The organism is Brevundimonas sp. TWP2-3-4b2 (assembly GCF_049897345.1).
Lineage (GTDB): Bacteria > Pseudomonadota > Alphaproteobacteria > Caulobacterales > Caulobacteraceae > Brevundimonas.
In genome coordinates this window covers 635,445-649,004 of the sequence record NZ_JAFCWB010000002.1, presented here as the reverse complement: position 1 = coordinate 649,004, position 13,560 = coordinate 635,445, and the positions used below count along the sequence as shown (strand labels likewise).

Annotated in this window: 12 protein-coding genes and 1 tRNA gene; 8 read left to right on the top strand and 5 right to left on the bottom strand. The window is 68.6% G+C overall.

Annotated elements, in window-relative coordinates; genetic code table 11:
• Positions 1–91: 91 nt before the first annotated feature.
• The 4 genes from ACP7AS_RS06800 to ACP7AS_RS06785 form a co-directional block, all read right to left on the bottom strand.
• Positions 92–349, bottom strand: a complete 258-nt coding sequence (locus ACP7AS_RS06800; RefSeq protein ID WP_426028095.1) for a DUF1150 family protein — start codon at positions 347–349, stop codon at positions 92–94.
• 87 nt (positions 350–436) lie between these two features.
• A complete protein-coding gene (locus ACP7AS_RS06795) occupies positions 437–856 on the bottom strand; it encodes an Hsp20 family protein (protein ID WP_426028094.1) in 420 nt (139 codons plus the stop codon).
• 150 nt (positions 857–1,006) lie between these two features.
• Positions 1,007–1,082: transfer RNA gene (locus ACP7AS_RS06790), tRNA-Ala, on the bottom strand.
• Positions 1,083–1,251: 169 nt separating this feature from the next.
• Complete coding sequence (locus ACP7AS_RS06785) at positions 1,252–1,713, bottom strand: TIGR02300 family protein (protein WP_426028093.1); 462 nt, start codon at positions 1,711–1,713, stop codon at positions 1,252–1,254.
• Between the two features lie 129 nt (positions 1,714–1,842).
• Between ACP7AS_RS06785 and aroA the strand changes: the two genes are divergently transcribed.
• The 5 genes from aroA to mscL all read left to right on the top strand — a co-directional run bounded on the left by aroA (position 1,843) and on the right by mscL (position 6,661).
• Positions 1,843–3,165, top strand: coding sequence for a 3-phosphoshikimate 1-carboxyvinyltransferase (gene aroA, locus ACP7AS_RS06780; RefSeq protein ID WP_426028092.1), 1,323 nt, complete (start codon positions 1,843–1,845; stop codon positions 3,163–3,165).
• Positions 3,162–3,812 (top strand): (d)CMP kinase, encoded by a 651-nt coding sequence (gene cmk, locus ACP7AS_RS06775; protein ID WP_426028091.1) that lies wholly within the window; start codon positions 3,162–3,164, stop codon positions 3,810–3,812. Before aroA ends, cmk begins: the two co-directional genes overlap by 4 nt.
• 198 nt (positions 3,813–4,010) lie before the next feature.
• Positions 4,011–5,717, top strand: a complete 1,707-nt coding sequence (gene rpsA / locus ACP7AS_RS06770; protein ID WP_426028090.1) for a 30S ribosomal protein S1 — start codon at positions 4,011–4,013, stop codon at positions 5,715–5,717.
• A 222-nt stretch (positions 5,718–5,939) separates the two neighbouring features.
• Positions 5,940–6,227 carry an integration host factor subunit beta gene (locus tag ACP7AS_RS06765; RefSeq protein ID WP_426028089.1) on the top strand — a complete coding sequence of 96 codons (288 nt, stop codon included), beginning with the start codon at positions 5,940–5,942 and terminating at the stop codon, positions 6,225–6,227.
• Between the two features lie 14 nt (positions 6,228–6,241).
• Positions 6,242–6,661: a large-conductance mechanosensitive channel protein MscL gene (mscL, locus tag ACP7AS_RS06760; RefSeq protein ID WP_426028088.1), complete on the top strand. Its 420-nt coding sequence runs from the start codon at positions 6,242–6,244 to the stop codon at positions 6,659–6,661.
• Positions 6,662–6,730: 69 nt separating this feature from the next.
• Here the strand turns inward: mscL and ACP7AS_RS06755 are convergent, their stop codons facing one another.
• Positions 6,731–7,888 (bottom strand): N-acetyltransferase, encoded by a 1,158-nt coding sequence (locus tag ACP7AS_RS06755; RefSeq protein WP_426028087.1) that lies wholly within the window; start codon positions 7,886–7,888, stop codon positions 6,731–6,733.
• Between the two features lie 167 nt (positions 7,889–8,055).
• Between ACP7AS_RS06755 and ACP7AS_RS06750 the strand changes: the two genes are divergently transcribed.
• From ACP7AS_RS06750 to ACP7AS_RS06740, 3 genes are read left to right on the top strand one after another with little or no spacing between them, the layout of a single operon-like run.
• On the top strand, positions 8,056–8,709 hold the full coding sequence (locus tag ACP7AS_RS06750) for an ImuA family protein (protein ID WP_426028086.1): 654 nt from the start codon (positions 8,056–8,058) through the stop codon (positions 8,707–8,709).
• Complete coding sequence (locus ACP7AS_RS06745) at positions 8,615–10,240, top strand: DNA polymerase Y family protein (RefSeq protein WP_426028085.1); 1,626 nt, start codon at positions 8,615–8,617, stop codon at positions 10,238–10,240. The genes ACP7AS_RS06750 and ACP7AS_RS06745 overlap by 95 nt, the downstream gene beginning before the upstream one ends.
• Entirely contained in the window at positions 10,237–13,521 is a 3,285-nt protein-coding gene (locus ACP7AS_RS06740) for an error-prone DNA polymerase (protein ID WP_426028084.1), read from the top strand. Before ACP7AS_RS06745 ends, ACP7AS_RS06740 begins: the two co-directional genes overlap by 4 nt.
• The last annotated feature ends 39 nt before the right edge of the window (positions 13,522–13,560 follow it).

The following is a 13,560-nucleotide window of genomic DNA, read 5'->3' as shown; positions in this document are numbered from 1 at the left end:
GGCGCGGGGCTGATTGAGCGCGTTCGAAGTCTGCGCGAAGCGCCGCGCTCAGGCAACTCCGCGCCGCGCGCGGAGCGTTAGCGCCCTTCCATCAGTGGACCGAAACGGGCTCAAGCTCGTGGGCGACGGCGGCGGCGAAGGCTGTTTCGCGGTCCAGCATGACGGCCAGACGCTCGCCGTCGGCGGCATGCACCGCGAACAGGGTCGCCCCGGGATCGATCGTCAGGCCCTTCGCCTCCTCGGCCACGACATCCGCCAGCACGTCAGAGGCGCGGATTTCGCGCACATAGACCAGGTCGGGCGCGCCCAGGCCTTTGAGATCTTCCTTGGTCATCAATATCGGCGTCATGGAGACCGCCTCCTTGTACTGAACGAACGCCCGGCGAGGGCTTATGGGTCCGGCCCCGTTAGCGGCGACCGGAAAAATGCGGATTTCTCAGCCCGTGGTAATGGGAATGCGCCGGACCGTCGGCAGGTCTTCGGGTCGGCGCATGTCGACATGCAGAAGCCCGTGCTCGAGCCGCGCGTCCTCGACCTCGAGTCCGTCCGCCAGGACGAAGCTGCGCACGAAGCCGCGGCCGGCGATGCCGCGGTGGAGGAAGGCCTGGTCCGCTGTCTCCGAGGGCTCGCGCTTGCCGGCGATGGTCAGCTGGCGCCCCTCGATGGTGACGGCCAGATCCTCGGGCCCGAAGCCCGCGACGGCCAGGGTGATGCGGACGGCGTGATCCCCGCGCTGCTCGACATTGTAGGGCGGATAGCTGTCGGCGGCGGCACGGGCGGCGCGGTCGATCATCGCCCGGGTATGGTCGAAGCCCAGCAGGAAGGGGCTGTCGAACAGGATGGTTCGCGTCGTCATCGTCTCATGCCCCCGAAGCAGGCCTTTGGCCGTCTGCGCCCCCCGTCATCGGCGAGGCGTCGACCGTGATGTGCAGATGGGGCGAGCCGGGGCCGAGATCAACCGGCCCGGATGGGACGAAGGCCCCGCGGTTTCCCGCGGGGCCTTCGATGGTGGAGCTTAGCGGAGTCGAACCGCTGACCTCTTGCATGCCATGCAAGCGCTCTACCAGCTGAGCTAAAGCCCCGAACCTCTGGCGCAAGGCCTTTGGTCGGATCGCGTTGGGGGCCGGGAGGCCCTGCTGCGAGGCGGCGGAACCTATGTCAGGGCCTGATCGTGATCAAGCCCGGTTTCGCCATTTATTTTCGTCGCCCCCGGACCGGGGAAAACCGGTCCGGGAACGGTTCGAAAAACCCTTATTCGTCTTCCTTGGGCGTGATGATTTCGTCTTCGAAGCCGTCGTCGTCCTCGTCCTCGATGAAGGGGACAGAATCGTCGTCGTCGTCGTCCGCCAGCACGTCGTCGTCCTCGACCGCTTCGCCCATGCCGGACTCTTCGGTGGGATCGACCGGGGTTTCGTCATCGTCGTCCGGGGTCAGGATCGGCTCATGGCCTTCCTCGTCGATCTCGGGCGTCGTGACGGCTTCTTCTTCCTCGTCCTCGTCGCCGTCGGTCTTCTTGTCCTTGACCTGATCCTCGTCGGTTTCGTCGGCGGCATAGCCGGCCGGACGGCCACGGCGGTTGCGCAGCTTCAGCGCCTCCTCCGGATCGAATTCGGTCGCGCATTTGGGGCAATGAGCCGGGCGGCGGCCCAGGTCATAGAATTTGGCCTGGCAGTTCGGGCAGACCTGCTTCTGGCCCAGTTCGGGTTTAGCCACGGTTGAAGACCTTTGGCGGGAGTTGGGAAATGGGGCGGCTCCCTTGCCACCCCCGGAGGCCGCTGTCAAAAACCATCTCCGCGCTCGCCCTCCGACACTGGGCCCGCTGAGCCTCCCGGAGACCGCAGGGTGTCGACCCCAAGCCATCTGACCGCCCGCCGCAGCGCTCCGCTGAACGGCCTCGTGCGCGCCCCGGGCGACAAGTCGATGTCGCATCGCGCCCTGATCCTGGGGGCGATGGCGACCGGCGTCACCGACATCGCGGGCCTTCTGGAAGGCGACGACGTTCTGGCGACAGCCCGGGCGGTCGAGGCCTTTGGGGCTGAGGTGGAGCGGCTGGGCGAGGGGCGCTGGCGGGTGACGGGGCAGGGCGGGTTCAAACCGCCGGCCGGCGTCATCGACTGCGGCAACGCCGGCACCGGCGTGCGGCTGCTGATGGGGGCGGCGGCGGGCCATGCCGTCACGACCACTTTCGACGGAGACGCCTCACTGCGGAAACGGCCGATGAAGCGGGTCACGGGGCCGCTGGCCGACATGGGGGCACGCTTCGACTGGCAGGCCGCCGAGGATCGCCTGCCGGTCCGGATCACGGGCGGTGGTCTGACGGGCATCGACTATGAGCAGATCGTCGCCTCGGCCCAGATCAAGTCGGCGATCCTGCTGGCCGGGCTGAATGCGGATGGCGTGACCACGGTGACCGAGCCGGAGCGCAGCCGGGATCACACCGAGCGGATGCTGCGCGCCTTCGGCGTCGAGGTGGGTGTCGTGCCGATGGGAACAGGCTGGCGGGTCAGTCTCAAGGGCGGGCAGGCCCTGACCGGAACCGCCGTGTCCGTGCCGGGCGATCCATCTTCGGCGGCTTTTCCGCTGGCGGCGGGACTGATCGTTCCGGGGTCCGAAGTCACGGTCGAAGGGGTGATGCTCAATCCGCTGCGCACCGGCCTGTTCGAGACCTGGCGCGAGATGGGGGCAGATCTGACCGTCTCGAACCGCCGCATGGCGGGCGGCGAGGAGGTCGGGGACGTCACGGCCCGGCATTCGAAGCTCAGGGGCGTGGTCGTGCCGCCGGAGCGCGCCGCCTCGATGATCGACGAATATCCCGTTCTCGCCGCCACGGCCGCCTTCGCGACCGGAGCGACGGTGATGCGCGGCATCGGCGAGATGCGGGTCAAGGAGAGCGACCGCATCGCCCTGATGGCGGCGGGGCTGAAAGCCTGCGGCGTCATGGTCGAGGAGGAGCCCGAGGGGTTCACCGTCTTCGGCGGCCCGGTGCGGGGCGGGGCGACCGTGACCACCCACGGGGATCACCGCATCGCCATGAGCCATCTGGTGCTGGGTCTGGCGGCGGAGGACGCGGTCACCGTCGACGAGCCGGGCATGATCGCCACGAGCTTTCCGGACTTCATTGAGTTGATGCGCAGCCTCGGGGCGGATATCGCAGCGTCCGAATGACCGCTTCCCTCATCATCGCCGTCGACGGGCCCGCCGCCTCGGGCAAGGGCACCATCGCCGCGCGGCTGGCGTGCGACTACGGCCTGCCGTTCCTCGACACCGGTCTTTTGTACCGCGCCGTCGGGCTGGGCGTGCTGGATGCGGGCGGGTCGCTGGACGACGAGGCGGCGGCCGTGGCCGTGGCCCGGGCCCTGAAGGCCGAGAGCCTGTCGGACACTGAACGGCTGACCAGCGGGGCAGCAGGCGAGGCGGCCAGCCGTACGGCGGGCTATCCCGGCGTGCGGGCGGCCCTGCTGGAATTCCAGAAGACCTTCGCCGCCCAGCCCGGCGGGGCGGTGCTGGACGGGCGCGATATCGGCACCGTGATCGCTCCGGACGCGCCGGCCAAGCTGTTCGTGACCGCGACCCCGGAGGTCCGCGCCCTGCGCCGCTGGAAGCAACTCACCGGCCGCGGTGATGCGATCGCCTATGAGGACATGCTGGCCGATATCGTCCGTCGCGACGAGCGTGATGCCGGCCGCGGGGCCGCCCCCATGGTCCAGGCTGACGACGCCGTCTTGCTGGATACGACCGAAATGGATATAGAGGCGGCCTTCGATGCGGCCCGCCGTATCGTCGAGGCGGCGCGTGTCCGGAAGGGTCTCTAGGGACCCCAAGGCAAATCCAGCGCGTCATCCTCGGCTTCCGCGGGCATTCTGGCTCTGATTGGCCTCGCGTCGTGTGACCTGACTAACCCTTTCCCTATCGCCTCGCGCGCGGCGCTCAGCTGCTTGAGGGGCATTCACACTCACCTCGCGCGAGGCCGTCCGGCCGCGCGCCACAGCCGTTAGAAACCTCTCAACTGCATGACTGACACCAGCTTCTCCCCCTCGCGTGACGACTTCGCCGCGCTGCTCGACGAAACCCTTCAGGGCCGCGACCTCGGCGAAGGCCAGGTCGTCCACGGCCGCGTCGTCGGCATCGAAAAGGACATCCTGATCATCGACGTCGGTCTGAAGACCGAAGGCCGCATCCCGGCCCGCGAGTTCGGCATCGGCGAAGGCGCCGTCATTCCGAAGCTCGGCGACAATGTCGAAGTCTATCTCGAGCGCGTCGAAAACGCCTTGGGTGAAGCCGTCATCAGCCGCGACAAGGCCCGCCGCGAAGAAGCCTGGACCCGTCTGGAAGTCGTGTTCGCCGAAGGCCAGCCGGTCAACGGTGCCATCGTCGGGCGCGTCAAGGGCGGCTTCACCGTCGACCTCGGCGGTGCCTCGGCCTTCCTGCCGGGTTCGCAGGTCGACATCCGCCCGGTGCGCGACGTCGGTCCGCTGATGGGCAAGGAACAGCCCTTCGCCATCCTGAAAATGGACCGTCCGCGCGGCAACATCGTCGTCTCGCGTCGCGCCATCCTTGAAGAAGCCCGCGCCGAACAGCGCACCGAACTGGTCGGCCAGCTGCTGGAAGGCGAAGTCCGCGAAGGCGTGGTCAAGAACATCACCGACTACGGCGCGTTCGTGGACCTGGGCGGCATCGACGGCCTGCTGCACGTCACCGACATGTCGTGGAAGCGCGTCTCGCACCCCTCGCAGGTCCTCGCCGTGGGCGACACCGTCAAGGTCCAGATCGTCAAGATCAACCCGGACACCCAGCGCATCAGCCTCGGCATGAAGCAGCTGCAGACCGATCCGTGGGACGGCGTCGAAGCCAAATACCCGGTCGGTGCCAAGATGACCGGCCGCATCACCAACATCACCGACTACGGCGCGTTTGTTGAGCTGGAAGCCGGCGTTGAAGGCCTGGTCCACGTCTCGGAAATGTCCTGGACCAAGAAGAACGTCCACCCCGGCAAGATCGTCTCGACCTCGCAGGAAGTCGACGTCGTGGTTCTGGATGTCGACGCCTCCAAGCGCCGCATCTCGCTGGGCCTCAAGCAGGCCCAGGACAATCCGTGGGATGCCTTCGTGGCCGCCAATCCGATCGGCTCGACCGTCGAGGGCGAGGTCAAGAACGCCACCGAGTTCGGCCTGTTCATCGGCCTGGACAACGACATCGACGGCATGGTGCACCTGTCCGACCTCGACTGGAACGTCTCCGGCGAGGAAGCCATCCAGCGCTATCGCAAGGGCGAAACCGTCAAGGCCAAGGTGCTGGACGTCGACGTCGAGAAGGAACGCGTCTCGCTGGGCATCAAACAGCTGGGCGGCGATCCGATGGAGGGCGACACCTTCAAGAAGGGCCAGCAGGTCACCGTCACCGTGACGTCGATCGAGACCGGCGGCATCGAGGTCAAGTTCGGTGAAGACGACGCCCCGGCGACTGCCTTCATCCGCAAGTCCGACCTGTCCCGCGACCGCAACGACCAGCGCACCGAGCGTTATTCGGTCGGCGACCGCGTCGACGCCATGGTCACCGGCATCGACAAGGCCTCGCGCCGCGTCTCGGTGTCGATCAAGGCTCTGGAAATGAAGGACGAAACCGCGGCGATCGAACAGTTCGGGTCTTCGGACTCGGGCGCCTCGCTGGGCGATATCCTGGGCGCGGCCATGCGCGAGAAGGCCGCTTCCAAGGACTGACATCCTTTGTGATCTGATCATGGACCAGGCGGCGGGAGCGATCCCGCCGCCTTTTTCATGCGCGGAATACGCAGATTTATGAGCGTTAACGGACATTTCGCCCGCGAATCCGCATCTCGGGGCTTTTTCCCCTGACAGGTGAAGGCTAGGGTGGGGTTGCATCCTGCGCTCGGATGCACCCGTATGGGCCTGGGAAGGGCTGAACAGGGCGGGGGCCTGGCCATGATAAAGTCTGAGCTGATCGAAAAGCTCGCTGCCGAGAACACCCATCTGACCCACGCCGAGGTCGAGCGGGTGGTGAATATCGTGCTCGGCCAGATGGTCGATTCGCTGGGCGACGGCGGCCGCGTTGAACTGCGCGGCTTCGGTGCCTTTTCCGTGCGCTCGCGACCGGCGCGGGCCGGGCGCAACCCGCGCACCGGCGAAACCGTCGATGTGCCGGCCAAGGCCGTGCCCTTCTTCAAGAGTGGCAAGGAGCTGCGTGAGCGGCTGAACGCCGGCGACGCCTGACCCGGAGCGTGACGATGAGCCTGGCCACCGAATTCAAGGAGTTCATCTCCCGGGGCAATGTCATCGACCTTGCGGTCGGTGTGATCATCGGTGCGTCCTTCGGCAAGATCGTCACCAGCCTGGTGGAACAGGTGGTCATGCCGCCGATCGGCCTGCTGCTCGGCAAGGTCGATTTTTCCAAGCTGAAATGGGTGCTGGCTCCTGAGGACCTGTCCACCGATGCGGTCGAGGAGGTGGCGATCCAGTATGGCGCGTTCATCAACACCCTGATCCAGTTCGCCATTGTGGCGTTTGTGGTGTTCCTGATGGTCAAGGCGATCAACAGGCTGCGTCGCGAGAAGGCCGCCGAACCTGAAGTCGCGCCCGTGCCGACGGCGACCGAGGCGCTGCTGGCCGAGATCCGCGACGCGCTGAAGGCGCATCCGCGCGCCTAGAGCATTTTTGCCCCGGGTCGAATCGACCTGAATTCAGCAACGGGTCGGGTATCCATCAAGACCGGTGTCTCACTGGAACGCTTTCAGGCGTTCGGTGCCATCACCTACCCGGCCGCCGGCGTGCGCCCGACGGTCGGCCTGGAACGGCAAGGGTCTCAAACACATGGCGTAGTCGCCGTCATAAGGCGTCGGGGACCAGAGGGCCGGATCGGGACCGTCCGGTGCTAACCGCACGTGGCAATGCCCCCAGCCACCTTCGCGCCGCGCCCGTTTGCCGAGGTGGCCCAGCCTGTCCAGCAGGTACGGACTGACGGTCTGGATACGCAGCTTGGCCGCGCCCATCTGTCTGGCCGCCGTGATCAGACCCTGCATCAGCGCCGGAATGGCTTCGACGTCGTCGACCAGGGCTTCCAGATCCAGGATTTCCAGGATCGGGGCCTCCAGGATATTGGCCTTGGCCATCATCGCCATGGCGTAGCCGGTGATGTCGCTCCCGCGGCTGAAGGCCAGGATCAGCGGCGGGACGGTGATGTCGGGATCGCTCAACCGCCATCGGAGTGTCTCAGGGCTCCGATCAGCCAGCAGGCGGCCCTCGGCGCGCAGGGCGTCCCAGAATTCGCCATACCTTGATTGGTCCCGGAGCTCGCCCAGCACCGCCACGCCCGTCGGCAAGGTCAGGCGCGGGTCCCTGGCCAGCCGGTCATGCATCAGTCGCTCGCCCCAACCGGATACGGCATCGGGTGCCAGCCGATGCGCGGCGCGATACAGCCGTCCCAGCGCCAGCGGAACCGGATCGACAATCCAGCTCAGTTTCAGAGAATGGGTCTGTTCCGGCCAGGCGCGCATGTCGTGGCGTGCATAGAGCGGCTGGGACGTGCTGTTGGCGTTGAAGACCCAGGCGGCGAACACACCCGGCTGACGGGCGAAGGCATCCAGCATCTCGCGACTGGTACCCCTTACCGGCGGAGTCACGATAATCGAATAGGCCGTCGCGCCGTACATCGGCTGACTGCCTGACCAGTATCTCTGGACCAGGTTGCCGACATGGCCGGCAGGAAGGCCGTCCGGACCGTCGACGACCCATCCGGCGGGCGCATTGATCGCGGCGCGGGCCGGATTTTCATGGAGCCATCGCCAGCCGGCCAGCGACCTTGGCGGCCAGCCGACATGACGGTGCAGCGCCTGGATGGCGGGAAAATCACTTGCCGACAGGGGTCGAATGGGCATTCCGGAATTTCGTCTCTTTATGGATCGCTGGCGGTTGATCCGGTGATTCCCCTGCATCCCCCGGGCCACTTGAGCACGCCAGAGCCATAACAGGGGTCGGCTGCGATTCCCGTTTGACTCCGCCATCAGTTAGAACAAAGAGTGAACATCTGGATTTCTGGACCCTCATGACCCCCTCGCCCCTGTCATCGCCCGACCTGTTTCCGCAGCGGCCCGCGCCGCTGGAAGAGGCGTGCGCGGCGGGGCCCAAGGACGGGGCGGCGTTGATGCTGTTCGCCCTTTCACGCCGGCTGGAGGGGGACGAGCGGCCCGTGCTGATGACGGCGACCCGCGCGTGGTTCAGCGAGCAGGGCCGGCCCCATGGTCCCGGCCTGCCGGGCATTTCGCTGATCCTGGCCCCCGTGGCGACGATGGCCGAGGCGCTTTGGACGCTGGAGCAGGCCTTGCGTTCGGGTGCCGTGTCCCTGGCTCTGGGCGCGGTGGATGAGGCGACCCTGACCCAGACGCGGCGGCTGGATTTCGCCGCCAAACAGGGCGGCTGCGTGGGGCTGATCTTGCCGCGCGGGCTGGACGGGCTCAGCGCGGCGCGTCGGCGCTGGCGGATATCGACCCGCGCCAGTGGCGTCGATCCGGATGACGTGAAGGCACCCGGCCCGGCGCGGCTGGCCGCCGAACTGGTGCGCGGGCGCGGCGAACGCCCGGGGGCGTGGATGCTGGAGCAGGATGATGAGACGCATCGTCTCCGTCTGGCTGATCGACTGGCCGATCTCGGTCTGGCGTCGATCGGCCATGCGGGCGCGTCGTCCGGCCTCGCCGCCTGACCCCGCCCTTGACCCCAAAACCCCGTTCGCCCTGATCCTGAAGAACAGCCGGGGCGCGGCGATCCTGCACGCCCTCAATCCGGCGGCGCGGGTGGCCGGTCTGCGGCGTGGCCAGACCCAGGCCGACGCCCTGGCCATGATCCCGCACCTGATTTGCAAGCCCGCCGATCCCGAGGCCGAGGCCCGTGCCCTGACGGCGCTGGCGGTCTGGGCCGAGCGCTGGTCGCCGTCGGTCAGTATCGATCCGGGTCGGGAAGGCTCGGGGTATGAAGGGCTGGAGGGGCTGTTCCTCGACCTCACCGGGGCCGCCCATCTGTTCGGCGGCGAGTCGGCCCTGCTGGCGCAGATCGGGGACCGGCTGGCCGGGGCCGGGTCGCGGGCGCGGGCGGCCATGGCCCCGACGCCCGCCGCCGCCTGGGCCCTGGCCCGCTGGGGCGAGGCCGAGGGTGACGGCGGCATCGCCGACGACGAGACCGTGCGCGGCCTGCTGGCCCCCTTGCCGGTCGAAGCCCTGCGCATCGACGACCGCACGCTGGCGCAGGCGCGGCGCTTCGGCCTGAAGCGGATCGGTGACCTCTATCCCATGCCCCGGGCGGGACTGGCGCGGCGGTTCCGCGACGGGGACGGCGTGGGTCTGGTGCAGCGGCTGGATCAGGCGCTGGGCTTCGCGGGCGAGGCCCTGACACCGGTGCGGCCGCCGCCGAAATATCGGGCCTGGCAGGCCTGGATGGAGCCGGTCGGCGACCTCGAGGGGGTGGAGGCGCGTCTGACGGATCTGGTCGTCGACCTGTCCGCGCCGCTGGTGCGCGACGGGCAGGGTGCCAGGGCCCTGACCCTGACCGGCTTCCGGTCCGACGGCGGGACCACAGGCCTGTCGGTGCGGATGGGTCGGCCGGGGCGGGATGCCGGGATCTGGCTGCGGCTGTTCCGCGAGGCGGGGCTGGGACGGCTGGAACTGGGCTTCGGCCTCGACGCCCTGATGCTGACGGCCGACGAGGTCGAGCCGATGACGCCCCGGCAGGGGGCGCTGGAGAGCGAGGCCGAGGCCAGACAGGCCGAGAGCCTGGCCGCCCTGATCGACCGCCTGGCCGCACGCCTGGGCGAGGCGCGGGTGCTGACGTGCCAGCCGGTCGACAGCTGGATCCCCGAACGCGCCGAACGATGGCGGCCGGCGCTGGGACGCGGCCCGACGGCACGGGCGGATGCGGACGCGCGTCGCCCCATCCTGCTGCTGGATCCGCCCGAGCCGGTCGAGGCCCTGGCCGAACTGCCCGACGGCGCGCCCGTACGCTTCATCTGGCGGCGTCTGGCGCGGCGGGTGGTCCGCTCCGACGGCCCCGAGCGGCTGTCGCCCGAATGGTGGCGGCCCCGGCCCGACGACCGGCAGGTCCGCACCCGCGACTACTACCGCGTCGAGGATGACGCGGGGGCCCGCTACTGGCTGTTCCGCGAGGGCCTGTACGGGCGCGAGTTCTCGGGCGCGGCCGAAGAGCGCGCGCCGTCGTGGTGGATGCACGGGGTACTGCCATGAGCGGCCCGGGCTGGGACGGCCGGTATGCCGAACTGGGGGCGATGACGAATTTCAGCTTTCTGGAGGGGGCGTCGCATCCGGGCGAGCTGGCGATGCAGGCGAAATCGCTGGGGCTGGCCGCCATCGGCGTGGCCGACCGCAATACGCTGGCGGGCATGGTGCGGGCGCTGATGGGGGCCGAGGGGGTGGACCTGCCGCTGGTGATCGGGGCGCGGCTGGGGTTCACGGACGGGACGGAACTGATCGTCTTCCCGCGCGATCGCGCCGCCTATGGCCGCCTGTGCCGGCTGCTGTCGCTGGGCAAGAGCGAGGCCGTCCCCCAGGCGGGGGCCGATCCCGACGCCGAACGGATCGAAAAGGCCGAGACACGGCTGAGCTTCGACCAGGCGGTCGGGCTGGGCGAGGGGATGATCGCCCTGGTGCCCTCGCCGGAACAGCCCGACGCCGCCTTCGAGGCGCGGCTGGCAATATGGCGAAAGCGCTGGCTGGATGACCTGTATCTGGCGGCGGCCCCCCTGTGGCGGGGCGATGACCGCAAGCGGCTGAACCGGCTGGCGGCGATGGCGCACCGGACCGGCGCGCCGATGATCGCCACCAATGCGGTGCTGTATCACCACCCCGACCGGCGGATGCTGCAGGACGTCCTGACCTGCATCCGCGAGGGCACGACCATCGACAGGGCGGGGCGGCTTTTGCAGGCCAACGCCGAGCGGCATCTGAAGCCCCCGGCGCAGATGGCGCGGCTGTTCCGGGGCCATGAGGCGGCGCTGGCGCGGACCATGGACGTGGCGCGAGCCTGTAGCTTCTCGCTCAGGGAGCTCAGCTATCAGTACCCGGACGAACCGGTGCCGGCGGGCCATTCGCCGCAAGGCTGGCTGGCGCGGCTGACGCTGAAGGGGGCGAGGGCGCGCTGGCCCGGCGGGGTGCCCGACCGCATCCGCGCCACTATCCTCAAGGAGCTGAAACTCGTCCGGACCCTGGGGTATGCGCCCTATTTCCTAACCGTCCACGACATCGTCGCCTGGGCGCGGGCCCGACCGGATCCCATCCTGTGCCAGGGCCGGGGATCGGCGGCGAATTCGGTGATCTGCTTCTGTCTGGGGATCACCAATGTCGATCCGACCAGCCAGGACATGCTGATCGAGCGGTTCATCTCGGCCAACCGCTCCGAGCCGCCCGACATCGACGTCGACTTCGAGCACGAGCGGCGCGAACAGGTGATGCAGTATGTCTATCAGCGCTATGGCCGCGACCGGGCGGGGATCGTGGCGACGATCATCCACTACCGGCCGCGTTCGGCGATCCGCGACGTGGGCAAGGCGCTGGGTCTGACCGAGGATGTCACCGCCCGCATGGCCGACACGGTCTGGGGCTCCTGGGGGGCTGAGGTGAAGCCCGACCATGTCGACCGCGCCGGGCTGAGCCGGGACGACGTGCGCCTGGGTCTGGCGCTGGACCTGACGGCGGAACTGATCAAATTTCCTCGCCATCTCAGCCAGCATGTCGGCGGCTTCGTGCTGAGCCAGACACCGCTGATCGAGATCGTGCCGATCGGCAATGCGGCCATGGCCGACCGGACCTTCATCGAATGGGACAAGGACGACATCGACTTCCTCAAGCTGATGAAGGTCGATGTGCTGGCGCTGGGCATGCTGACGGCGATGAAGCGGGCCTTCCGCATGATCGGCGAGACCTATGGCCGTCCCTTGCCGGATACCGCGGCCGTGCCGAGGGAGCGGCGGGGGGTGTACCGGATGCTGTGCAGGGCGGATTCGGTGGGCGTCTTCCAGGTCGAGAGCCGGGCGCAGATGTCGATGCTGCCGCGCCTGAGGCCGAAGGAATTCTACGATCTGGTGGTGCAGGTGGCGATCGTCCGGCCCGGCCCGATCCAGGGCAGGATGGTGCACCCCTATCTGCAGCGCCGGGCCGAGCGGCGGGCGGTGGAGGCGCGCGGGCAGGTCTATGCGTTCGACATGCCGGGATCGACGGCCGACCCGCAGGAGCTGAAACGGGTCCTGCGCAAGACCTTGGGCGTGCCTCTGTTCCAGGAACAGGCGATGAAGATCGCCATGGTGGCGGCCGAGTTCACCGGCGAGGAGGCCAACGGCCTGCGCCGCGCCATGGCCACCTTCCGGCATGACGGGACCATCGGCAATTTCGAGGACAAGATGGTCGGGCGGATGATCGCGCGCGGCTATGATCCCGAGTTCGCCCAGAACTGTTTCAACCAGATCAAGGGGTTCGGGGAGTACGGCTTTCCCGAGAGCCACGCCTGTTCCTTCGCCCATCTGGTCTATGTCTCGGCCTGGGTGAAATGGCTGTACCCCGATGTGTTCGCGGCCTGTCTGCTGAACAGCCAGCCGATGGGCTTCTACGCCCCGGCCCAGATCGTCCGCGACGCGCGCGAGCACGGCGTCGAGGTGCGGCACCCGGATGTGAACGCCAGCGCCTGGGACGCCACGCTCGAGAAGCGCCCGCGCCGGAAACGCCATGCGCTGCGGCTGGGCCTGCGCTCCATCGACGGGTTCAAGACGGTCTGGGCCGAGGCGATCGTGGCGGCGCGGGCCGACGGCCCGTTCGCCGATCTCGATGATCTGCGTCGTCGCGCGGGCCTGACGCCGTCGGCGCTGGACCGGCTGGCCGAGGCGGATGCCTACGGTTCGCTGGACCTGACGCGCCGGCAGGGGCTGTGGGCGGCCAGGGGAGCGGCCCCGGCGTCATCGGCCCCGCTGTTCGAGGCCATGGGGCTGAACGAGGCCGACGGCCGCGCCCCTGAGGCCCTGCCGGTGCTGGCCGCGTCGGAAGAGGTGGTCAGTGACTACCAGACCCTCCGCCTGTCGCTGAAGGGCCATCCGGTCGCCTTCCTGCGCGAACGGCTGACGCGGGCCGGGGCGCTGTCGGCGCGCGACTATCCGGCGCGACCCAACGGCCGGAGGGTCGCGGTGGGCGGCGTCGTGCTGGTGCGGCAGCGGCCCGGCACGGCCAAGGGCGTCTGTTTCATGACCCTCGAGGACGAGACCGGCGTGGCCAATCTGGTGGTCTGGCCCGATGTGTTCGAACGGTTCCGGCCGGTCGCCATGGGCGCGCGCATGGTGCTGGCCCGGGGCAAGGTGCAGACGGCCGAGGGCGTGACCCATCTGGTGGTTGAGGATCTGGAGGACTGGACCCCGATGCTGGGAGACCTGACGCCGGAGTCCGCGCCGGGATCCGGCCATGCGCCGGCGCGGGGACGGCACCCAAGGGATGTGCGGGTGCTGCCGGGGTCGCGGGATTTTCACTAGGCAGGTGAAACGGCAACGACGGCTGCCGCGGGCCCGGAT